20 protein-coding genes and 1 tRNA gene are annotated in these 21100 nt (G+C 46.3%); 1 reads left to right on the top strand and 20 read right to left on the bottom strand.

The genetic code is table 11. The features are described 5' to 3' along the window. Positions 1-54: 54 nt before the first annotated feature. The 9 genes from bamC to JaK3_RS05050 form a co-directional block, all read right to left on the bottom strand. Entirely contained in the window at positions 55-1200 is a 1146-nt protein-coding gene (gene bamC / locus JaK3_RS05090; RefSeq protein ID WP_167345989.1) for an outer membrane protein assembly factor BamC, read from the bottom strand. Continuing rightward, positions 1200-2072 carry a 4-hydroxy-tetrahydrodipicolinate synthase gene (dapA, locus tag JaK3_RS05085; RefSeq protein ID WP_068321634.1) on the bottom strand — a complete coding sequence of 291 codons (873 nt, stop codon included), beginning with the start codon at positions 2070-2072 and terminating at the stop codon, positions 1200-1202. Before dapA ends, bamC begins: the two co-directional genes overlap by 1 nt. Before the next feature lie 77 nt (positions 2073-2149). Beyond that, the gene (locus JaK3_RS05080; RefSeq protein WP_068321547.1) at positions 2150-2716 is read right to left on the bottom strand and encodes a class I SAM-dependent methyltransferase; all 567 of its coding nucleotides are present in this window, start codon (positions 2714-2716) and stop codon (positions 2150-2152) included. Positions 2717-2722: 6 nt separating this feature from the next. After that, positions 2723-3925, bottom strand: coding sequence for a tryptophan--tRNA ligase (locus tag JaK3_RS05075; protein WP_068321544.1), 1203 nt, complete (start codon positions 3923-3925; stop codon positions 2723-2725). A 51-nt stretch (positions 3926-3976) separates the two neighbouring features. Beyond that, positions 3977-4828, bottom strand: coding sequence for a 3',5'-nucleoside bisphosphate phosphatase (locus tag JaK3_RS05070; RefSeq protein ID WP_068321541.1), 852 nt, complete (start codon positions 4826-4828; stop codon positions 3977-3979). A 9-nt stretch (positions 4829-4837) separates the two neighbouring features. Next, positions 4838-5941, bottom strand: a complete 1104-nt coding sequence (zapE, locus tag JaK3_RS05065; RefSeq protein WP_068321537.1) for a cell division protein ZapE — start codon at positions 5939-5941, stop codon at positions 4838-4840. Beyond that, a complete protein-coding gene (gene lpdA / locus JaK3_RS05060) occupies positions 5942-7378 on the bottom strand; it encodes a dihydrolipoyl dehydrogenase (RefSeq protein ID WP_068321534.1) in 1437 nt (478 codons plus the stop codon). A gap of 12 nt (positions 7379-7390) precedes the next feature. Beyond that, positions 7391-8593 carry a 2-oxoglutarate dehydrogenase complex dihydrolipoyllysine-residue succinyltransferase gene (gene odhB, locus JaK3_RS05055; RefSeq protein WP_068321531.1) on the bottom strand — a complete coding sequence of 401 codons (1203 nt, stop codon included), beginning with the start codon at positions 8591-8593 and terminating at the stop codon, positions 7391-7393. Positions 8594-8637: 44 nt separating this feature from the next. Beyond that, positions 8638-11493, bottom strand: coding sequence for a 2-oxoglutarate dehydrogenase E1 component (locus tag JaK3_RS05050; protein WP_068321528.1), 2856 nt, complete (start codon positions 11491-11493; stop codon positions 8638-8640). Between the two features lie 299 nt (positions 11494-11792). On the opposite strand from JaK3_RS05050, the gene JaK3_RS05045 reads away from it, so the two are divergent. After that, positions 11793-12491 carry a helix-turn-helix domain-containing protein gene (locus JaK3_RS05045; RefSeq protein ID WP_068321525.1) on the top strand — a complete coding sequence of 233 codons (699 nt, stop codon included), beginning with the start codon at positions 11793-11795 and terminating at the stop codon, positions 12489-12491. Positions 12492-12575: 84 nt separating this feature from the next. On the opposite strand, the gene JaK3_RS05040 is transcribed toward JaK3_RS05045, so the two are convergent. The 11 genes from JaK3_RS05040 to thrS form a co-directional block, all read right to left on the bottom strand. After that, complete coding sequence (locus tag JaK3_RS05040) at positions 12576-12860, bottom strand: H-NS histone family protein (RefSeq protein ID WP_068321522.1); 285 nt, start codon at positions 12858-12860, stop codon at positions 12576-12578. 183 nt (positions 12861-13043) lie between these two features. Beyond that, complete coding sequence (locus JaK3_RS05035; protein WP_068321519.1) at positions 13044-13457, bottom strand: PaaI family thioesterase; 414 nt, start codon at positions 13455-13457, stop codon at positions 13044-13046. Positions 13458-13491: 34 nt separating this feature from the next. Continuing rightward, positions 13492-13568: transfer RNA gene (locus JaK3_RS05030), tRNA-Pro, on the bottom strand. A gap of 25 nt (positions 13569-13593) precedes the next feature. Next, positions 13594-13944, bottom strand: coding sequence for a MerR family transcriptional regulator (locus JaK3_RS05025; RefSeq protein WP_068321516.1), 351 nt, complete (start codon positions 13942-13944; stop codon positions 13594-13596). Continuing rightward, complete coding sequence (locus JaK3_RS05020) at positions 13922-14245, bottom strand: integration host factor subunit alpha (protein WP_068321512.1); 324 nt, start codon at positions 14243-14245, stop codon at positions 13922-13924. Before JaK3_RS05020 ends, JaK3_RS05025 begins: the two co-directional genes overlap by 23 nt. Before the next feature lie 53 nt (positions 14246-14298). Next, a complete protein-coding gene (gene pheT / locus JaK3_RS05015) occupies positions 14299-16755 on the bottom strand; it encodes a phenylalanine--tRNA ligase subunit beta (RefSeq protein ID WP_068321509.1) in 2457 nt (818 codons plus the stop codon). Between the two features lie 33 nt (positions 16756-16788). Beyond that, positions 16789-17835 (bottom strand): phenylalanine--tRNA ligase subunit alpha, encoded by a 1047-nt coding sequence (pheS, locus tag JaK3_RS05010; RefSeq protein ID WP_068321506.1) that lies wholly within the window; start codon positions 17833-17835, stop codon positions 16789-16791. A 25-nt stretch (positions 17836-17860) separates the two neighbouring features. After that, the gene (gene rplT / locus JaK3_RS05005; protein WP_011902675.1) at positions 17861-18226 is read right to left on the bottom strand and encodes a 50S ribosomal protein L20; all 366 of its coding nucleotides are present in this window, start codon (positions 18224-18226) and stop codon (positions 17861-17863) included. A gap of 25 nt (positions 18227-18251) precedes the next feature. After that, complete coding sequence (rpmI, locus tag JaK3_RS05000; protein ID WP_011902674.1) at positions 18252-18449, bottom strand: 50S ribosomal protein L35; 198 nt, start codon at positions 18447-18449, stop codon at positions 18252-18254. 127 nt (positions 18450-18576) lie between these two features. Beyond that, the gene (infC, locus tag JaK3_RS04995; RefSeq protein WP_420865686.1) at positions 18577-19110 is read right to left on the bottom strand and encodes a translation initiation factor IF-3; all 534 of its coding nucleotides are present in this window, start codon (positions 19108-19110) and stop codon (positions 18577-18579) included. A gap of 33 nt (positions 19111-19143) precedes the next feature. Next, positions 19144-21066 carry a threonine--tRNA ligase gene (gene thrS / locus JaK3_RS04990; protein WP_068321503.1) on the bottom strand — a complete coding sequence of 641 codons (1923 nt, stop codon included), beginning with the start codon at positions 21064-21066 and terminating at the stop codon, positions 19144-19146. Positions 21067-21100: the final 34 nt, after the last annotated feature.

Below are 21100 nucleotides of genomic sequence, written 5' to 3'. Positions count from 1 at the left end.
ATGAAGAAAAAAAGCCGCTGAAAAGCGGCTTTTTTATTTGCTGTAAAAAACGAATTACCTTGTGAGTTGCTCTGTTAACAAGGTTAATAACTGGAATCCAGCAGGCGTATTTTCAGGCTTACCTTCGGCGTTTTGCACATAAACATTCGCAGAATTCTCACCAGTACTCTTTACAACAACCTGATATTTTTTTGCCTTCAAGCTTGAATCATCTTTGCTGCTGAATAAGTTTGAGAAGAAGCCTTTGGTATCACCCAATTCTTTAGGATTGACGTAGCGTACATAGTAAACACCGGCAGTACGATTACGATCTTCCACGGTAAAGTTTGATCGATCAAGAGCCAATCCAACATCCCGCCAAGAGCGATCAAAGCTTACGCCGAGCTCAATATGAGCCTGATTAGCGCCATCTTGTACAAACTTCGCTTTTGGAGTTTTAGGACCTAGAGGTGTTGCTACCATTGCTTTTGCTTGCTCTTGAGTCATGCCCAGGCGCTCCATCAAGCGCGCCAAAAAAGCAGCCTCTAACTCAGGGTCATTAGGGCGCGACGTCCAAATAGTAGAAATACAGTTTCCGCTGCCGTCGGAGGTGCACTTTTCGATTGCACCGCGCTGAGTAATGTAAATCTCTGTTTCACCAGGCTTTGTAACTTCAAGACGAGTTTTGTACTTATCGCGTTCGCCAGTATCGTAAACAGAATCCAAGGCGCCGCCAATAGTTGAACGAATCCAATCTTGCGCAATTTTTGCGCGATTCTCGGCCCAGTCAGTTTCCATAATGCCAGTTGATGGTGAGTCAACGACTAGCAAGAAACCATTCTCTTGCCAAAAATCTTTTACCTGTGGGTAAAGCTCAGGCGCTGGCTTTTCTACAACCAACCAACGACGCTCACCATCACGCGCTATCCGCATACCAGGAATACCAGTCATGACGTTGCTACGCATCTGTGCAGATTTCTTAACCGCGGCATTGTATTCAGACATGGTGGCTGTGCCATCTTGAACAATGTAACGGCGATCTGCTTGCGCAGTAATTAAATCAGGGGGGTATGACAGATTAGGGCCACGAACCGCGCCAGCACTCTTATAGTCAACTGTATCGCTGCTGGTCACCGACTTGCATGAACTTAAAAGTGCAATGCTACAAGTGACTAAAGCAATAATCGATAGATATCGACGGATGGATTGAAGCAAATTCATCATAATAAGTTGGCCTGTTTTAAAGCTGCCTTTAATGGCTCACGAAGGGAATTGCTTAAAGGGGTTAATGGCAAACGAATGCCAGAGGTAATCTTACCCATCTCATGCAGAGCCCACTTCACTGGTATTGGGTTTGCTTCTGTAAACATCGCCTTGTGAACTGCAATCAATTGATATTGAATTTCACGTGTTCGCTTCACATCATCGGACATAGCAGCAACGCACAACTCATGCATTAAGCGTGGCGCAATGTTGGCTGTAACTGAAATATTGCCCTTGCCACCCATCAACATCAACATAGCGGCTGTTAAATCATCTCCAGAGAAGACTGAAAAATCTTGATGCCCGGCGCGCTTAAGATCATTGATCAATAAAGTTCCGCGCTCCAAGCTGCCTGTAGCCTCTTTAATACCAATAATGCCTGGCACACCAGCTAAACGCACTACGGTATCGCCAACCAAATCAGCAACTGTTCTTCCGGGAACGTTATACAAAATTACCGGCAAATCTACTGACTCAGCAATCTTTTTAAAGTGGGCATACATACCCTCTTGTGTAGGCTTGTTGTAATACGGCACTACTTGCAAGCTGGCATCAGCGCCGACTTGCTTAGCGTATTTAGTTAGCTCAATCGCTTCAATAGTGGAATTGCCACCAGTACCTGCAATCACGGGAATACGTCCTGCAATCTGCTCTACCGTTACACGAATGAGTTCGCAATGCTCTTCAACAGAAACCGTAGGTGATTCGCCGCTAGTTCCAACAATCACAATTCCGTCAGTACCTTCTGCTACATGCCAATCCAATAAAGAACGCAAGCTGGCGTAATCCAGACTGCCGTCTTCAAACATCGGGGTAACAATAGCTGGCATGCTGCCAGCAATGGGCTTTTTACTACCTTTGGAATGAGCTGTATTTGTCACCGAATATGCACCGATTTTTAGCTGTCTTAACCCTGAAATTGTAACGGAATGCGCTGTTTTAGCTCACCTTTTACGGCGCATAGGCGCTGAACCATAGCTGGTTTGGGCTGGTCCACATAAATGTCCTCATAAGCCACTACTTTAAGCCCATGGGAAGCGGCAAATGCCAACAATTCCCCTGGATTTAGCAGGAAATTCGGGTTCGATGGCTTACCAAATTCCCCATTCCCTAGGGCGAAGGTTTCGTAGATTAAGACGCCCCCTTCTTGTAGCATTTTGGGCAGCTGGTCTAAATGTGGGCGATAGAGGTAATTGGTCACCACAATGGCGCTGAAGGCAAAGTTATCGAGGGGCCATGCTGCCTGCTCAAGATCACAACACTTTGGGGTAATGAGGGGATTATTCAAAGCTTGAACAACGGAAATATTTTGGTCCACGGCTAACACCTGATGACCAGCATTTGCCAACCACTCAGAGTGACGCCCAGATCCACACGCTAAATCCAAAACAACCCCACCCTTTGGAATAAGCGGAGAAAACCGCTTCACCCAGGGGGAAGCGTTGGAAATCACATCATGCGCATTAGGCAACATGAATTCTCAATCGTAAGCCAGGCCCATTGCTTCACGAACCTCGCGCATAGTTTCTTGCGCAACCTTACGCGCCTTATCGCAACCATCAGCAATGATGGAACGCAGCAAGCTAGGGTCATCCAAGTACTTCTGAGCACGCTCAAACATAGGCTGTTGCTCCGCCAAAATAGAATCAATTACGGGCTGCTTGCATTCAAGACATCCAATACCTGCTGACTTGCAACCCTTATCCACCCATTGCTTTGTCTCTTCATTGGAGTAAACGGTGTGAAGCTGCCAAACTGGGCAACGTGCTGGATCACCCACATCAGTTCTTCGTACACGTGCAGGATCTGTAGGCATCGTACGAATCTTCTTAATCACATCCTCTGGATTTTCACGAATACTAATAGTGTTGCCGTATGACTTGGACATTTTTTGTCCGTCGATACCAGGCATACGTGATGCTGTTGTCAGTAATGCTTGCGGTTCAGGCAGAATGATTTTGCGAGCACCTTCCAAGAAACCAAAGAGTCTCTCGCGGTCGGCCATAGATAGACTTTGCGCTTCTTGCAACAATGCTTTTGCTTGTTCTAAAGCTTCATCATCTCCACGCTCCTGAAAAGCAACTCGCAATTCAGCGTACATCTTGGCGCGCTTGCTACCTAATTTTTTAACAGCTTCTAATGCCTTTTCTTCAAAGCCAGGCTCACGTCCATACAAGTAATTAAAGCGACGAGCTACTTCACGAGTCATCTCTACGTGAGGCACCTGATCTTCACCTACAGGCACAAACTGGGCGCGATAAATCAAAATATCAGCGGCCTGTAATAGCGGATAACCTAGGAACCCATAGGTTTGGAGATCCTTTTCCTTTAGCTTCTCAATCTGATCCTTATAGGTAGGCACCCGCTCCAGCCAACCCAATGGCGTTCCCATAGAAAGTAATAAGAAAAGTTCAGCATGCTCAGGCACTTTGCTTTGGATAAACAAAGTGGCTTGATTAGGATCTACACCTGTTGCCAACCAATCAATCACCATGTCCCATACAGATTGCTCAATCACATCCGGGGTTTCATAGTGGGTAGTTAATGCATGCCAATCCGCTACGAAAAAGAAACAAGGGTATTCGGACTGCAAGTGCACCCAGTTCTTTAAAACACCATGGTAGTGACCTAAGTGCAAATTACCGGTTGGGCGCATGCCAGAGAGAACGCGTTCTGCAAACATCTGTTTTCTTTTTCTAAGTGATTAGGGAGTAATGAATTGAGTGGTCGGCAATTAATGAAAGGCAGACCATACTGGAGTGAGATGGTCCGGCAAATGCGGCAAGTTACCCAAGTCAATGTGACTTTCATTCGGATCATGAAAATCTGATCCACGGGAAGCTAAGAAGCCGTATTGCTGTGCAATCTTTGCGAAGGTTTTATATTGATCTGGACTATGACTGCCAGTAATAACCTCAATTGCCAAGCCGCCTAGGTCCTTAAAGTGTTTGTAGAGTTCGTCCATTTGCATGGCGTTTAACCTGCTGTAACGACCTGGATGAGCAATCACTGCTACACCCCCTGCGGACTTAATCCAGTGAACAGCATTGTCTAGACTGGCCCACTGATGAGGAACGTATCCCGGCTTACCTTCTATCAAGTAATTTTTAAATACATGCTCTGTATTGCGACACACGCCCTGCTCCACCAAAAAACGAGCGAAGTGAGTTCTGGAGATCAACTCATGATTGCCGGCAAAATGAAGCGCACCTTCATAGGCACCAGGAATGCCTACCTTGAGCAATTGTTCAGCCATCAGCTGCGCACGATTCGCGCGACCATCACGCGTTTGACGCAAGCCCTCAATAATTCCAATATGCTCCGCATCGATACCAAGTCCAACAATATGAATAGTCTCACCCATCCAAGTCACGGATATTTCAACACCACCGAGATAATCAATATTGAGAGCGCTGGCTGCTTCTCTAGCGCGCTTCTGTCCGCCGAGTTCATCATGATCAGTTAGCGCCCACAAATGCACACCATTCGCTTTGGCGCGTTCCGCCAATTCTTCAGGCGTCAAAGTGCCATCAGAAATCACTGAATGGCAATGCAAGTCGGCATTAAAGGGTGAAAAGCTACTCATGACCCTATTTTAGGTCAAGCTGGTATCAATTACCCGGCGCGGTGCATCCAGGTAGTCACGAGACTGCATCTCGATCAAACGGGACACGGTTCTGGAGAATTCAGCAGTAATTTGACCCTCTGTATACAAATCCGGGGCTGGAACCTCTGCTGAGATGATTAGCTTGATCTTGTGGTCGTACAGGACGTCAATTAACCAAATAAAGCGCCGGGCCTCGTTTGTCATTCTTGGGGGCATGTAGGGCACCCCAGACAAAATTACCGTATGAAACTGGTTAGCAATCTCCAGGTAATCGTTTTGCGAACGAGGACCGCAACATAGGGTTTTGAAATCAAACCAAACTACGCCATCAGCCATATGCAAAGGGCGTAATTCACGGGACTCAATATTCAAAATAGGATTGCGCGTCTCTTTTTGATTACCAATCAGCGTTTGGAACATTTGACCTAGGGTCGCTTGTGTTTCAGCATTAACGGGAGTCAGGTAAGCCTCAACTTGGGCCATCTGTACCCGACGGTAATCATTGCCCGCATCAACGTTTAATACATCTAATTTTTCTTCGAGCAGCTTAATGGCGGGAAGCAATCGATCACGATGCAAGCCATTTGGATAAAGCTGGTCAGGACGATAGTTAGAGGTCATCACAAACTGTACGCGGTCTGCAAAAAGAGCATCTAGTAACCGATACAAAATCATTGCATCGGCAATGTCATTGATATGAAACTCATCAAAACAAATCAAGCGATAACGATTAGAAATACGCTTTGCTAGCTCATCTAAGGGATCGGATAAGCCTGATAACTCATGGAGTTCGCGATGCACTTCACGCATGAACTCATGAAAGTGAATGCGGATCTTTTTTTCTAAGGGAGAAGCTGCATAAAAGCAGTCCATCAAGAAGGATTTGCCACGACCTACTCCACCCCATAGATAAAGACCACGAGGGAGGTTTGGCTTAAAAATCTTTTTCTTCAGCTTATTGCTGCGGATTTCCTTGTAGGCAATCCATTCGTCTTCGCATTTTTGCAAACGCTCAACAGCACGAAGCTGCGCGGGATCACTTTGATACCCGCGCGCTTTTAACTCTTGTTGGTAAAACTCAATGGTTTTCAATTACATATTTAATGCACGTGAGTCTGTCGCTAACGCTGCTTCGCGCATCACTTCAGACAAACTTGGATGTGCATGACAGATACGAGCAATATCTTCTGCTGCTGCTTTGAATTCCATAGCTACCGCTGCTTCAGCAATGAGGTCGGAAGCATTGGCACCAATGATATGAACGCCAAGAATCTCATCGGTCTTAGCATCAGCTAATACTTTGATGAAACCATCAGCGCGACCCATGCCTAACGCACGGCCGTTAGCAGCAAATGGGAACTGACCTGCTTTATAAGCAACACCAGCTTCTTTGAGTGCCTGTTCTGTTTTACCAACCCATGCAATCTCAGGATCAGTGTAGATAACCCAAGGAATGCAGTTGTAATCGATATGTGGTTTTTGACCAGCAATCACTTCAGCAACCAAGACACCTTCGTCTTCTGCTTTATGTGCCAACATTGGTCCACGCACTACGTCACCAACAGCGTAAACGCCAGGCGCTGCAGTTGCGCAAGTATGGTCATCAATAGGAATGAAGCCACGCTCATCGACTTTAAGACCAATCTTATCTAAACCTAATTTATCGGTGTTTGGTACGCGACCAACAGAAACAATTAAGCGATCACATTCCAACTTTGCGGCTTTACCAGCGCTGTCAGTGTAATTAACTACTACGCCCTTCTTGTCAGCTTTCACATCACCAATTTTTACGCCAGTGTTAATGCTCAAACCTTGCTTAGCAAACAACTTTTGCGCTTCTTTTGCAATGCCAGCATCGCAAGCAGCCAAGAATGAAGGCATAGCTTCGAGCACAGTCACTTCAGCGCCAAGACGACGCCATACAGAACCTAACTCCAAGCCAATGACGCCTGCACCGATAACGCCCAATTTCTTAGGGGCAGAATCAAACTTCAAAGCACCTTCGTTATCGCAAATCAACACGTTGTCTACTGTGATGCCTGGAAGATGACGCGCTTTAGAACCAGTTGCAATGATTACATTCTTTGCAGTAACAGTTTCTTTGTCTTTGCCATCAATTTTGATTTGATAGCCATCAGCACCCTTACCTTCAAATGAAGCATGGCCTTTTAACAAAGTGATTTTGTTCTTGCGGAATAAGTACTGAATACCGCCAGTCATTTTCGTAACGATGTCATCCTTACGGGCAATCATCTTCTTAGAGTCGATGCTAACTGCACCTACTTTAATTCCGTGATCAGCAGCATGATGATTGATCTTCTCGAACTCCTCTGAAGAAGCCAACAAGGCCTTAGAAGGAATACAACCGACGTTCAAACATGTACCACCTAAACGTGGCTCACCCTTAGGATCATCATAAGAATTAGATTCGGCACAGGCAACTTTGAAACCGAGTTGCGCTGCACGAATTGCGGCGATATAGCCACCAGGGCCACCACCAATTACTACTACGTCAAAAGCTTGGCTCATGATCTTCCCTTCTTACAAATCAAGGAGAAGACGTGAAGGATCTTCCAACGCATCCTTCATGGCAACCAAACCAAGTACAGCCTCACGGCCGTCAATGATGCGGTGATCGTATGACAAAGCAAGGTAGTTAATTGGGCGAACAACTACTTGACCATTTTCAACAACAGCACGGTCTTTAGTAGCGTGAATGCCCAAAATAGCGGACTGTGGCGGGTTGATGATCGGAGTAGAAAGCATGGAGCCAAATACGCCACCGTTAGAGATGGAGAATGTGCCGCCAGTCAACTCTTCAATAGACAACTTACCTTCACGAGCTTTAGTGCCGAACTGAGCAATCTTCTTCTCGATGTCAGCCAAATTCATTTGGTCAACGTCACGCAGAATTGGAACCACCAAGCCACGCGGTGAGCTCACAGCGATACCGATATCAAAGTAACCGTGGTAAACAATGTCATTACCGTCAACAGAAGCATTCAAGAGTGGGAATTTCTTCAAAGCGTGTGTTGCAGCCTTAACGAAGAAAGACATGAAACCTAACTTCACACCATGAGTCTTCTCAAACTGGTCTTTGTATTTATTGCGTAAGGCAATCACTGGACCCATGTTGACTTCATTGAATGTAGTCAAGATGGCGTTGTTTGCTTGAGACTCGAGCAAACGCTCAGCAATACGAGCACGCAAGCGACTCATTGGAACGCGCTCTTCTGGACGATCACCAGTTGGAATTGGCGCGCTTGGCAATGCGGCAGACTTAGCACCACCTGCAGAAGCATTTAATGCATCACCTTTAGTGATACGACCATCACGACCAGATCCAGCAACTTGCCCAGCATCGACACCCTTCTCCGCAAGAATTTTTGCAGCTGAAGGAGCTGCGGCTGCGCCAGCTTTAGCAGCAGGAGCTGCAGCTTTAGCAGGCGCTGGAGCTGCAGCTGGTGCAGGTGCGGCAGCAGCAGGAGCTGCGGCTGCAACAGCAGTGCTATCGATCTTCGCAATCAACTGCTCGGCAACAACAGTGCCGCCGTCAGCAACAACGATTTCTGTCAAAACACCAGCAGATGGAGCCGGAACTTCGAGAACCACTTTATCTGTTTCGATTTCGATCAAGATCTCGTCTTGACCAACAGCGTCGCCAACCTTCTTTTTCCATTGCAACAAAGTTGCTTCAGCAACTGACTCGGAGAGTTGTGGAACTTTAACTTCGAAAATAGCCATGATTAATCCTGTTTATATATGTGTATGTTGAGTTATGAAGACGATTATTTCGTGATCACGTAACCTTTGAGTTTGGCAAATGCCGCATTCAGTAAAGACTTCTGCTGTTCTTGGTGGAGATGGGCATAACCACAAGCTGGTGATGCTGATGCAGGACGGCCTGCATAGCCCAACTTCATGCCATCAGACATGTTTTCCAAGATATTGTGTTGCACGAAGAACCAAGCGCCTTGGTTTTGTGGCTCATCTTGACACCAAACCACGTCTTCCAACTTTGGATATTTCTTCATTTCAGCAGTCACTGCTTTGTGCGGGAATGGATACAACTGCTCCAAGCGAATAATGGCAACATCGCCAATCTTCTTCTCGGCACGCTGCTTAACCAAGTCGTAATAGACTTTGCCAGAGCACATTACCAAACGGGTGACTTGTTTTGCGTCGATAGACTCATCACGCTCACCAATAACAGTCTGGAAACCACCTTTTGTAAATTCAGATAAAGGTGATGCAGCTTCTTTATTACGCAGCAATGATTTTGGTGTCATCAAGATCAGCGGCTTGCGGAACTGACGAATCATCTGACGACGCAATACGTGGAAGATTTGCGCTGCGGTAGTCGGCTGAATAACCTGCATATTGGTATCAGCGCATAACTGCATAAAGCGCTCAAGACGTGCAGAGGAATGCTCTGGGCCTTGACCTTCATAACCGTGCGGCAACATCATCACTAAACCATTGGCACGACCCCACTTCACTTCTCCAGAAGCGATGAACTGGTCAATAACAACCTGTGCGCCGTTAGCAAAGTCACCGAATTGAGCTTCCCAGATAGTGAGAGTATTTGGTTCAGCAGCAGCGTAACCGTACTCGAATCCAAGAACTGCCTCTTCAGAAAGAATGGAGTCAATCACCACAAACGGTGCTTGATCCTTAGTGACATGCTGAAGCGCAATGTAAGTACCGGTATCCCACTTCTCACGGTTTTGCTCATGCAATACCGCGTGACGATGAGTAAAGGTGCCGCGTCCACTATCTTCACCAGACAAGCGAACTGGGTAGCCGCTTGCAACCAAGGATGCGAAAGCCATGTGCTCACCCATACCCCAGTCGATATTTGTCTCACCACGTCCCATTGCTGCGCGGTCGTTATAAACCTTAGCAACCAATGGATGCGCTTTGAAGCCTTCTGGAATAGTAGAAATCTTCTCAGCCAAGCGCTTCCACTCAGTCAATGGAATAGCTGTATCAGCTTCATCAGTCCACTTCTTATTTAAGAATGGAGACCAATCCACAGCAAACTTACCTTTGAAGTTACTCAATACCGGATCAGATGTCTGCTTACCCTCGTCCATTGCAGCGCGATACTCTTTGACCATCAGGTCACCAGTACCGGCCGGCAATACGCCTTGAGTTTCCAACTTGTCGGCGTATAGCTTACGTGTGCCAGGGTGTGCAGCAATGATCTTGTACATCAATGGCTGGGTCATTGCAGGCGTATCTTGTTCGTTGTGACCAAGCTTACGGAAACAGATAATGTCAATCGCCACGTCTTTATGGAACTTCATGCGGAACTCAACAGCCAACTTGGTTGCCAAGACTACCGCCTCAGGATCATCACCGTTCACGTGCAATACAGGCGCATCAACAACCTTCATGATGTCGGTACAGTACAAGCTAGAACGCAAGTCACGTGGATCAGAAGTTGTGAAACCGATTTGGTTGTTAATCACAATGTGCACTGTGCCGCCAGTTGAGTAACCACGAACCTCAGACATCGCCAATGTTTCTTGCATCACACCCTGACCTGCAATCGCAGCATCACCGTGAACCAAGATTGGCATAACTTGATCACCCAACATATCACCGCGACGCTCCATACGAGCACGTGCAGATCCTTCAACCACTGGGTTAACGATCTCCAAATGGGATGGGTTAAATGCTAATGACAAGTGAACCGGACCGCCAGGAGTAGAAATATCGCTTGAGAAGCCTTGGTGATACTTCACGTCACCCGCAGGCAATGTTTCAGGGCCTTTGTGCTCAAACTCAGCAAACAGGTCTTTAGGCATTTTGCCCAAGGTGTTTACCAATACGTTGAGACGACCACGGTGGGCCATACCAATAACAATCTCTTGAACGCCTCTATTACCTGCATCACGAATCAACTCGTCCATACAAGCGATAAAGCTCTCGCCACCCTCTAAGGAGAAGCGCTTTTGACCAACATACTTAGCCTGGAGGTAACGCTCTAGACCTTCAGCAGCAGTAACGCGATCCAAAATTTGACGCTTCTCTTCCACATTAAATTGTGGAGTTGAGCGAATGGACTCCAACTTCTCTTGCCACCACTTCTTAATCTTTTGATCGGCAATGAACATGAACTCGACACCAATTGTGCCGCAATATGTTTCGCGCAAAGCTTGGAGCAAGTCGCGCAAAGACATTTCGTTCTTACCGAAGAATGTATTACTTGTATTGAAGACGATATCCATATCGCCATCAGTAAAGCCATAGAAAGCGGGATCTAACTCAGGAATATCCTGGCGCTCTGTCCGCTTTAATGGATCTAAGTTTGCCCAGCGATTACCGACGTTACGATACGCGGCAATTAACTGCTGAACAGCAACGCGTTTGCGGCCCATCTCTGAGTCAGCCGAATCAGAAATCGTTCTGATAGGACCTTGCTTAGCGCGCTCAGCAAATGAAGCAACAATCGGTCCGTGTGCAATGTCAGTTCGAGATGAACCATCAACTGCTGGAACCTGCTTCACGTTATCGAAATAATCTCGCCAATGATCAGCTACGGAAGCTGGATCGTGCAAGTAGGATTCGTAGAGTTCCTCTACGTAGGGGGCGTTTCCGCCGAAGAGATAGGAGTTATCTCTTTGATCCTGCATCATGATGCTCACCTTTCATCGGGTTTCCCGATTAAAAACTGTGGTTAAAACCATCCGCTCTACGGCTATACCGCTTCACGAATTGATCTGTGCAAATACCGGTACTACGACAGTAATTTAACACGAATGACCATTGATACATAAAGGGCTTTCCCTGATTTAAGGGGTTTTGGGGGTATCTCCCTATTTAGAGCAATTAATAAGAACTTTCCTACCCCTCTTTAAAGGATTGCCGACAGATTCAAATGATTTTGATTTTTATTCTCTAAATCTTCAAACAATTAAATGAAATTAAGGGAAATATGAAATCAATTACCCCAGAAACGGAATATCTCAGCACCCGCCAAAGCGCCAAGGTTTTACAAGTTTCCTTGGGCACCGTTCAGAAAATGGTGGAATTGGGTGAATTAATTGCTTGGAAGACTCGGGGGGGACACCGCCGGATATTGGCCAGCTCGTTGGAGCAGCAGTTACAACGCAGAAAGAGAGCAATGCGTCAAAAGACAACCCAAAACTGCGTTGCCATGGGGATATTTAGAAGATCTGAAAATGGGCAAGAATTAATAGAGGCCATTGCCGATTGGCAGCTCAAAGTGGATATGGAAATGGCAGTTGATAGCCTTGAGGGTCTCATGAAAGCCGTATCCATAGCCCCCGATTTGATCTTTTTAGACGCCCTTATTCCGCCGGTAGAGCAAGTCCATTTGATACATTATTTGAGTAAAAACAAGGACACACAGCGTATACCTATTCTAGTGGATGAAGGTTTTATTAAGCTACATCCTGGCGTAGTCACTCTTGTGGATGAGAATTCAGGCGGCAAACCCCCATTAAGCGAAAGCATCAAAAAAGAGCTCGAAAATGGCCTTATTGACCTCAATCCGCTCATTATTGGCTATCCAGCCACCAATCCAGAAGCAGAGGGAAACTGGGCCCACGGAAGCAGGCATGAATTATTAGAGCCCCTATTTGTTGAGGCCCTTGCTAGGAAGTGTGCCTAGCATGTAACTAGATGGGGACGCCGATCCAAACAAAAAGGCCGCTATTTGCGGCCTTTTGTATTAAATCCCAAATAAAACAAGGATTTAGATTAAATAACTACTGCGATCTCTACCCTCTATCCACTTAGGCGCTTTGCCGCGACCAGTCCAAGTTTCACCTGTAGAAGGATTACGGTATTTAGGGGCAACCTTGCCGCCAGCACTCTTAACGCCAGCTTTACGGCTAAATAAGTCAGTAGCCGTTAGGTTGTATTGCTCAATAATTAACTTTGCCTTGGCGATACCATCTGCCTTTTCTAGGGCAATTGCTTCTTTGATCTGTTTATCCAACTGCTCGCGTTGGGCTAAAAGCTCTTTATAAGAAGGCATATTGTTTTCACTCTCCGAATAATAAGTTGTTCTATACGATACACATAAACCGTATTAGAGAGTGATTATATATAAATTAAATTACCTGACAATATATATTATTGAGATTACTCACCTATATTTATTAGTTCTATATCAATTAAATTAAATAAAAGACATAATCTTTATAAATACTATGCTTAATTAAGGTGCACTCGATTTTCTGAGCATAAAGGTTCCACTGGATTTAGCGGTTATCTCCCCTGCCTCATTCAAAACAATCGCCTCACAATAGTTAATGGTTTTGCCTGGCTTCAAAATGGTGCCTTCAACGGCGATTTTGCCCACGCTAGGCCGTAAAAAGCTGACGGTCATATCAATCGTCATTGCACCAAGAGGAACGTCGGTAGTGCTTCTAGCTGCTGCTCCCATCGCAAAATCGAGCAAGGTCATAATGACCCCGCCGTGGGCTATGCCAAAACTATTTTCATATTCCGGCCTAATATCCAGGCTGATCCGAGACTTGCCATCTTTTGCATATTCAGGAACTACGCCTAAGTGTGCCAAAAACGGAATCTTGAGTCCAAAATACTCTGTGGTTTTATCAGTGCTTGTCATGAAATGAATTTAGAAAGTATGGGATGAATTTGAATGGTCGGGGCGAGAGGATTTGAACCTCCGACCACATGCACCCCATGCATGTACGCTACCAGGCTGCGCTACGCCCCGACGAAAGACAAAATTGTATCAGTAACTATTTAGAGAGAATCTGCAGAACTGCTTGCAATTCTTCGCGCAGACGAAGGTCGCCGCGAGCTTCTTCCAAGCGATTGCGTGCACCGCTAATCGTAAAGCCCTCTTCATAGAGAAGTGAGCGGATTTTTCTAATTAGGACAACTTCGTGATGCTGATAGTAGCGACGGTTACCACGTCGCTTTTGCGGACTTAACTGGGAAAACTCTTGTTCCCAGTAACGCAGGACATGCGAACGAACGCCGCACAAATCTGCTACTTCACCGATAGTGAAGTAGCGCTTGGCAGGTATTGGGGGAAGTTGAGAGCTCAGCAGCGCTGAGCCAGCATCAAACTCGGTTTTCTCGAGCATGTGACTCCACTACATCTTTAAGCTTTTGACTGGCGTGAAAAGTTACTACGCGTCTAGCAGCAATCGGAATCATTTGACCTGTCTTTGGATTTCGGCCAGGACGAGCCGATTTATTGCGCAACTGAAAATTACCAAAACCGGAGATCTTTACTTCTACGCCCGTCTCAAGTGATTGGCCAATGCGATCAAAGAAAGCGTCAATCATATCTTTCGCTTCACGCTTGTTCAATCCAACCTGATCAAAGAGGGCCTCTGAAAGCTCATTCTTAGTAACAGTATCGTTAGAAATCAATTCGGTCATTGCCAGTCTCTTTGGTAACTAATTATTTATTTGATTTGTGCCTAATATTAAACCTAGCGCAAACGGGCTGCACACTTTTTCTCAACGGCAGCCAATAAAGCAGCCATTACTGCATCAATTTGGGGATCTTGCAATGTTTCATTAGGGTTTAACAGGGTGACACGGAAAGCCAAACTCTTTTCATCATCCGCCATGCTGGTCGAGCCCGCCTTTGGCTTGAACTCATCAAAGAGCTCAATATTACGGACAAAATTCTGTTTACTTGCAGCCATAACATCTAGCAAAGATTGCGCAGAAATACTTTGTTTTACCACCAATGCCAAATCTCGTTGCACCGCAGGAAATTTACTTAACTCTTCGGGCACAGGTAAACCGAGTTCACGAATAGGCTCTAAATCTAATTCAAACAATACTGGCGCTTGGGGAAGTTCATAAGCTTGCTGTAAGCCTGGGTGTAATTCACCAATCCAACCAATGGCAACATTGTTTTTGCCAATCTTCAAGATCACCTGAGCTGAACGACCAGGATGGAGTGCTGGATGTTGTGCAGCCTTTGTGACGAAATGTAGCGGATCTAAAACGCGCTCAAGATCACCTTTGACATCAAAGAAATCTACTGCACGCGTTGCATTGGCCCACTGCTCTGGCACAAAGGATCCATAAGCGAGACCGCCGATTTTTTGCGGCTGATGAAAGCCTGCTACTTTGCCGGCTTCTTCTTGCACATTAGGGTCACGCTTGAATACGCGGCCAGTCTCAAACAAACGTACACGACCTGCTCCGCGGTTTAAATTAGCTTTAAGGTTAGCTAGTAAACCACCCCAAAGATTGCTACGCATCACGCCATATTGATTGGCGATTGGATTGAGCACCTTAATGAGATCTTGCTCTTGAGCACCCGCTAAACGCTGCTCACTTTCAAGGTCCGTGAAACCAAAGTTCACCGCCTCTTGGTAGCCTTGCAAAGCTAAACGCTGGCGCAGTAAATGAACACCACGCTTTGCTTCCGCTTTAGCGCTCATCTTCAATGAAGCAACCGGTGGTTGATCGGGAATATTTTCGAAGCCATACATGCGTGCGACTTCTTCAATTAAATCTTCTTCGATTTCGATATCAAAACGGTAGCTTGGAGGCGTAACAACAAAAGCATCACCCTCTTGCTTGAATTCAAAACCGAGACGCTTAAATACATCAGCCACTACTTCACTTGTTAGTGGAATGCCGATGACTTTTTCAGCTCTAGCCAAACGCATTTTGACCGGCTTACGCTCTGGAACATTGAGAACTTGATCATCCACTGGGCCTGCTTGACCACCGCAAACCTCAATGATTAAAGCACTGAGATATTCCAGGCAATTAACTGTATTTTGTGGATCTACGCCGCGTTCGAAACGGTGAGCCGCATCAGTACTGAAGTTAAAACGTCTAGCACGGCCCTGAATAGCTGAAGGCAGCCAATAAGCTGCTTCAACATAGATATTCTTAGTGTCATCTGTTACTGCGCAGTGATTACCGCCCATGATGCCTGCAAGTGCTACTGGACCATTCTGATCAGCAACAACGCCTGCTTCTTGCATCTTGCCTGCAGAGTCCGGACCTTGCAAAGTCACTGTTTGACCGTTGAGAAGCTCCAGTGTTTCACCTGCTTTTGCCCAGCGAACATTGATATCGCCATTCAATTTATCGATATCAAATACGTGAGTAGGTTGCCCCATTTCTAACATGACATAGTTAGAAAGATCCACCAATACCGAAATACTTCTTTGACCTGCGCGCGTTAAACGCTGCACGATCCATTCAGGTGTTTTAGCTTGCGGATTCACACCACGAATTACTCGACCAGCAAAGCGTCCGCAAAGTTCTTTGCTCTCAACTGTGACTTTGCGCTTATCTTCGATTTTTACTGCAGGCGGCGTCCATTTTGGCGCACAGAGTGCAGCACCAGTGATCGCTGAGACTTCTCTTGCCATACCCATTAATGAGAGGCAATCAGCTTTATTTGGAGTTAACTTAATAACGTAAATTTGATCATCAAGATTGAGGTATTCACGAATATCTTTTCCGACTGGCGCATCTTCAGGCAACTCTAAGATGCCTTCGTGATCATCGCCCAACCCGAGTTCGCGACCAGAACACAACATGCCTTGGCTTTCTACGCCACGTAGTTTGCCGACTTTAATCAGGAAAGGCTTACCGCCCGCTTCTGCCGGAGGCAATTCAGCGCCAACCATTGCACAAGGAATCTTGATGCCAGCGCGCGCATTAGGTGCGCCACAAACGATTTGTAACTCTTGACCAGTACCTGCATCCACTTTGCAAACACGCAAACGGTCTGCATCAGGATGTTGCTCAGCTGACTTAATTTGTGCGATCACAATCTTGGTAAATGCTGGAGCTACTGAATGCTGCTCTTCAACTTCTAAACCCGCCATAGTCATTGCATGACCAAGCGTATCACTATCAAGTGATGGGTTTACATACTGACGGAGCCAAGATTCAGAAAATTGCATAGCGCGATCTAAGATTTAGTAATGCTGATTTGGTTATGCGGGGAACTGCGCTAAGAAACGCAGGTCGTTTTCGAAGAAGAGACGTAAATCGTCAACGCCATAACGCAACATCGTCAAGCGCTCTAGGCCAGATCCAAAAGCAAAGCCGGTATAGAGCTCTGGGTCGATACCCATATTGCGCAATACGTTTGGATGTACTTGCCCTGCTCCGGAGATTTCTAACCAACGGCCGGCAAGTTTGCCGCTACCAAAGGCCATATCAATTTCAGCAGAAGGTTCTGTGAATGGGAAATAGGATGGACGGAAACGAACTTGCAACTCGTTTGTTTCAAAGAAAGTTCTTAAGAAGTCTGTATAGACACCCTTGAGATCTGCAAATGAAACGCTCTCAGCAATCCATAAGCCTTCAACCTGATGGAACATCGGTGAATGTGTTGCATCGCTATCAACGCGATAGGTTCTGCCAGGAGCAATCACTTTGATTGGCGGCATCACATCTGCATTGGCGTATTTCTTAACGTGCTCGCTCGCATAGCGAACCTGAATTGGGCTGGTATGCGTACGCAATAACAAAGGCTTCTCATTAGAATCTTTGCCGTCGATATAAAAAGTATCCTGCATGGAACGAGCAGGATGATTCTCCGGACTATTTAAGGCGGTGAAATTAAACCAATCAGTTTCAATTTCAGGGCCATCCGCTACATCAAAACCAATCGAGCGGAAGATCTCTTCAACACGCTCCCAGGTGCGCATCACAGGGTGCAAACTACCTACTGCTTGGCCACGGCCAGGCAAGGAAACGTCAATAGACTCCGCCGCAAGACGTTGCATCAATACCGCATCAGCCAAAGCTTGGCGACGCTCTTGTAATGCAGCTTCTACTTGGGTTTTGATTTGATTAATTTGGGCGCCAGCACTTTTGCGCTCCTCAGGCGACATTCCACCAAGCGCTTTTAAACGCTCAGTGAGAACACCTGACTTACCGAGATACTTGGCTTTCGCGTCCTCTAGAGCTGCCGCATCGGCAGCCCCGAGGAAATCACGTTTAGCATCCTCGACAATGTGGTCGAGAGAAACCATTGCAGCTTAGTTTAGAAAACTAAGATTAAGCTGCAGCGTTTACTACGGATTTGATCCGAGTAACCAAAGCAGCGAAAGCCGCTTTGTCAGCAATGGCCATATCAGAAAGTACTTTGCGATCGAGTTCGATTGCAGCTTTCTTCATGCCATTCATGAATACGCTGTAGGTCATGTCATGCTGACGAACTGCCGCGTTGATACGAGCAATCCACAAAGCGCGGAATACACGTTTCTTGTTGCGACGGTCACGATATGCATATTGACCAGCACGCATAACCGCTTGCTTAGCAATACGGAATACGTTCTTACGACGGCCACGGTAACCTGTAGCTGCATCGGTGATTTTCTTATGACGGGCTCTTGCTGTAACCCCACGTTTGACTCTTGGCATTTAATTCTCCTAATCTAGTCTGAGGTTAAGCGTATGGAAGCATAGAGCGAATTGACTTAACGTCAGCTTTCGCAACTTCTGTGGAACCACGGAGGTGACGCTTATTCTTTGTGGTCTTCTTGGTGAGGATGTGGCGTTTGAAAGCCTGACCTCGTTTAATCGTTCCGCCTGCGCGAACCGTGAATCGCTTTTTAGCGCTACTCTTGCTCTTCATCTTGGGCATAAAGCACCCCTTCAATTACTTGTGCAACATAGGTGGTAACCGACGGTTACTCTTCCTGTACCCAGAAGCACTTCAAACTACCGGCGCCTCTCAGCGCCTCCCTACATAAGAACCAGGTAGAACCTGATTACTTTGCCTTACGAATGGGGGCCAATACCATCACCATCTGGCGGCCTTCCATCTTTGGAAACTGTTCGACTTGGCCGTACTCAACGAGATCCAACTTCAAACGCTCCAACATTCTGACTCCGATTTCTTGGTGGGCCATTTCACGACCCCGAAACCGCAGCGTAATCTTTGTCTTATCGCCATCTTCTAAAAAGCGGATTAGATTGCGTAGCTTCACACCGTAGTCACCATCATCAGTACCAGGGCGGAATTTAACTTCCTTCACCTGAATTACCTTTTGCTTCAGCTTTGCTTCATGCATCCGCTTGGCTTCTTGGTATTTGAATTTGCCGAAGTCCATGATGCGGACTACAGGTGGTACAGCCGTCGGAGCAATTTCAACCAGGTCGGTTTCTTTCTCTTCTGCTGCAGCCAAGGCTTCACTCAACTTAACTACACCGATGGGCTCTCCATCAATTCCAATCAAACGCACTTCAGGAGCAGTAATTTCCCGGTTAATGCGTTGCAATTTTTCAGTAGCGATCTTCTTAATTCCTTTAAAAAAACAATAAAAACCGTTCTAACCCTAGCTAGGCTCGGGTCCGACTTTCTGGGATATATCCTGCTGGAGTCGGGCAACGAAGGCATCAAGAGGCATTACACCTAAATCCACTCCGCCACGGGCACGAACGGCTACCGTATTACTTTCAGATTCTTTATCCCCTACAACTAGCAAAAACGGGATCTTCTGTAATGCGTGCTCGCGTATTTTATACGTAATTTTCTCGTTCCGCAAATCGGATTCGACTCTAAACCCTTGTTTTTTCAGCAATTGCTGCACTTGTTGTGCATATGCAGCAGAATTTCCTGAGATATTGAGGACTACAGCCTGGGTCGGAGCAAGCCAAACGGGCATGTTTCCAGCGTGATTTTCGATCAAAATGCCGATAAAACGCTCTAAAGAGCCCACAATTGCCCTATGCAGCATGACTGGAGTTTTGCGACTATTGTCTTCAGCCACGTATTCAGCACCTAAACGGGCTGGCATGGAGAAGTCAACCTGGATCGTGCCGCACTGCCATGTGCGCCCAATAGAGTCCTTGAGGTGATATTCGATCTTTGGACCGTAAAAAGCACCCTCGCCTGGCAATTCTTCCCATTCCTGGCCAGAGGCCTTCAAGGCGCCGCGCAGAGCATCTTCAGCTTTATCCCAAATAGCGTCATCGCCAACGCGTTTAGCTGGACGTAAAGCGAGTTTTACGGCGACCTCGGTAAAGCCAAAATCTTGATATACAGCACGGACTGCTTTATCAAATGCGGCCACTTCAGATTGAATTTGATCTTCAGTACAGAAAATATGACCATCGTCTTGCGTGAAACCACGTACGCGCATCAAACCATGCAAAGCGCCCGATGGTTCATTGCGGTGGCACTGACCAAATTCACCAAAGCGCAATGGCAACTCACGATAGCTATGCAAACCAGAGTTATAAATTTGTACGTGACCAGGACAGTTCATCGGCTTTAATGCATAAGCACGATTCTCCGACTCTGTCGTAAACATATTCTCTTTATAGTTTTCCCAATGTCCCGATTTTTCCCAAAGACCACGATCCAAAATTTGTGGCGCTTTAACTTCTTGGTAGCCTTCTTGCTGATACACGCGACGCATGTATTGCTCAACCTCTTGCCAAATTGACCAACCTTTTGGATGCCAGAAAATTAAGCCTGGAGCTTCTTCTTGGAAGTGAAATAAATCGAGCTGTTTACCAAGGCGGCGATGATCACGCTTCTCAGACTCTTCAAGCATATGCAAGTAAGCATCTTGATCTTCTTTCCGCAACCAGGCTGTACCGTAAATACGCTGCAGCATCTCATTCTTACTATCGCCACGCCAGTAAGCACCAGCAAGCTTCATCAGCTTAAATACCTTGAGCTTCCCAGTAGATGGCACGTGTGGTCCACGGCATAAATCGGTGAACTTACCTTCTGCATAAAGGGAAACATCTTCGCCTTGCGGAATGCTTGCAATCAATTCTGCCTTGTAGTTTTCGCCCTGCTTTTTGAAAAACTCAACAGCTTCATCGCGTGGCATTACGGTACGCGTTACTGGCTCATCTTTTTTAGCGAGCTCAGTCATTTTCTTTTCTAAAGCAACTAAATCATCTGGAGTAAATGGGCGGTGATATGAGAAGTCATAATAAAAACCATTCTCGATCACTGGGCCAATCGTAACTTGCGCTTCAGGAAATAATTCTTTTACGGCATACGCCAATAAGTGAGCACTGGAATGGCGAACAATCTCTAATGCCTCAGAACTCTTATCGGTAATGATGGCAAGCTGACTATCTTTATCAATAACAAAACTGGTATCCACCATCTTGCCGTCAACAATGCCACCTAAGGCGGCTTTTGCAAGACCACTACCGATGCTTTGCGCAACATCCGCTACGCGAACAGGCGCCTCAAACTCACGTTTTGATCCATCGGGCAGAGTAACTACAAGCATGATGACCCCATCTTATTTACTGAACTTCATTCCT

Source organism: Polynucleobacter yangtzensis (genome assembly GCF_001595965.1).
In the GTDB taxonomy this organism is placed as follows: domain Bacteria; phylum Pseudomonadota; class Gammaproteobacteria; order Burkholderiales; family Burkholderiaceae; genus Polynucleobacter; species Polynucleobacter yangtzensis.
Note: the sequence above shows the minus strand (reverse complement) of the source record. Positions and strands in the feature narration are given on the sequence as shown.

What these genes read in the sequence shown, in the direction of transcription:
- bamC (WP_167345989.1), bottom strand. Translation starts at nt 1,200, where the DNA reads ATGAATTTGCTTCAATCCATCCGTCGATATCTATCGATTATTGCTTTA.
- dapA (WP_068321634.1), bottom strand. Translation starts at nt 2,072, where the DNA reads ATGCCAGCTATTGTTACCCCGATGTTTGAAGACGGCAGTCTGGATTAC.
- JaK3_RS05080 (WP_068321547.1), bottom strand. Translation starts at nt 2,716, where the DNA reads ATGTTGCCTAATGCGCATGATGTGATTTCCAACGCTTCCCCCTGGGTG.
- JaK3_RS05075 (WP_068321544.1), bottom strand. Translation starts at nt 3,925, where the DNA reads ATGTTTGCAGAACGCGTTCTCTCTGGCATGCGCCCAACCGGTAATTTG.
- JaK3_RS05070 (WP_068321541.1), bottom strand. Translation starts at nt 4,828, where the DNA reads ATGAGTAGCTTTTCACCCTTTAATGCCGACTTGCATTGCCATTCAGTG.
- lpdA (WP_068321534.1), bottom strand. Translation starts at nt 7,378, where the DNA reads ATGAGCCAAGCTTTTGACGTAGTAGTAATTGGTGGTGGCCCTGGTGGC.
- odhB (WP_068321531.1), bottom strand. Translation starts at nt 8,593, where the DNA reads ATGGCTATTTTCGAAGTTAAAGTTCCACAACTCTCCGAGTCAGTTGCT.
- JaK3_RS05050 (WP_068321528.1), bottom strand. Translation starts at nt 11,493, where the DNA reads ATGATGCAGGATCAAAGAGATAACTCCTATCTCTTCGGCGGAAACGCC.
- JaK3_RS05045 (WP_068321525.1), top strand. Translation starts at nt 11,793, where the DNA reads ATGAAATCAATTACCCCAGAAACGGAATATCTCAGCACCCGCCAAAGC.
- JaK3_RS05040 (WP_068321522.1), bottom strand. Translation starts at nt 12,860, where the DNA reads ATGCCTTCTTATAAAGAGCTTTTAGCCCAACGCGAGCAGTTGGATAAA.
- JaK3_RS05035 (WP_068321519.1), bottom strand. Translation starts at nt 13,457, where the DNA reads ATGACAAGCACTGATAAAACCACAGAGTATTTTGGACTCAAGATTCCG.
- JaK3_RS05025 (WP_068321516.1), bottom strand. Translation starts at nt 13,944, where the DNA reads ATGCTCGAGAAAACCGAGTTTGATGCTGGCTCAGCGCTGCTGAGCTCT.
- JaK3_RS05020 (WP_068321512.1), bottom strand. Translation starts at nt 14,245, where the DNA reads ATGACCGAATTGATTTCTAACGATACTGTTACTAAGAATGAGCTTTCA.
- pheT (WP_068321509.1), bottom strand. Translation starts at nt 16,755, where the DNA reads ATGCAATTTTCTGAATCTTGGCTCCGTCAGTATGTAAACCCATCACTT.
- pheS (WP_068321506.1), bottom strand. Translation starts at nt 17,835, where the DNA reads ATGGTTTCTCTCGACCACATTGTCGAGGATGCTAAACGTGATTTCCTC.
- rplT (WP_011902675.1), bottom strand. Translation starts at nt 18,226, where the DNA reads ATGCCAAGAGTCAAACGTGGGGTTACAGCAAGAGCCCGTCATAAGAAA.
- rpmI (WP_011902674.1), bottom strand. Translation starts at nt 18,449, where the DNA reads ATGCCCAAGATGAAGAGCAAGAGTAGCGCTAAAAAGCGATTCACGGTT.
- thrS (WP_068321503.1), bottom strand. Translation starts at nt 21,066, where the DNA reads ATGCTTGTAGTTACTCTGCCCGATGGATCAAAACGTGAGTTTGAGGCG.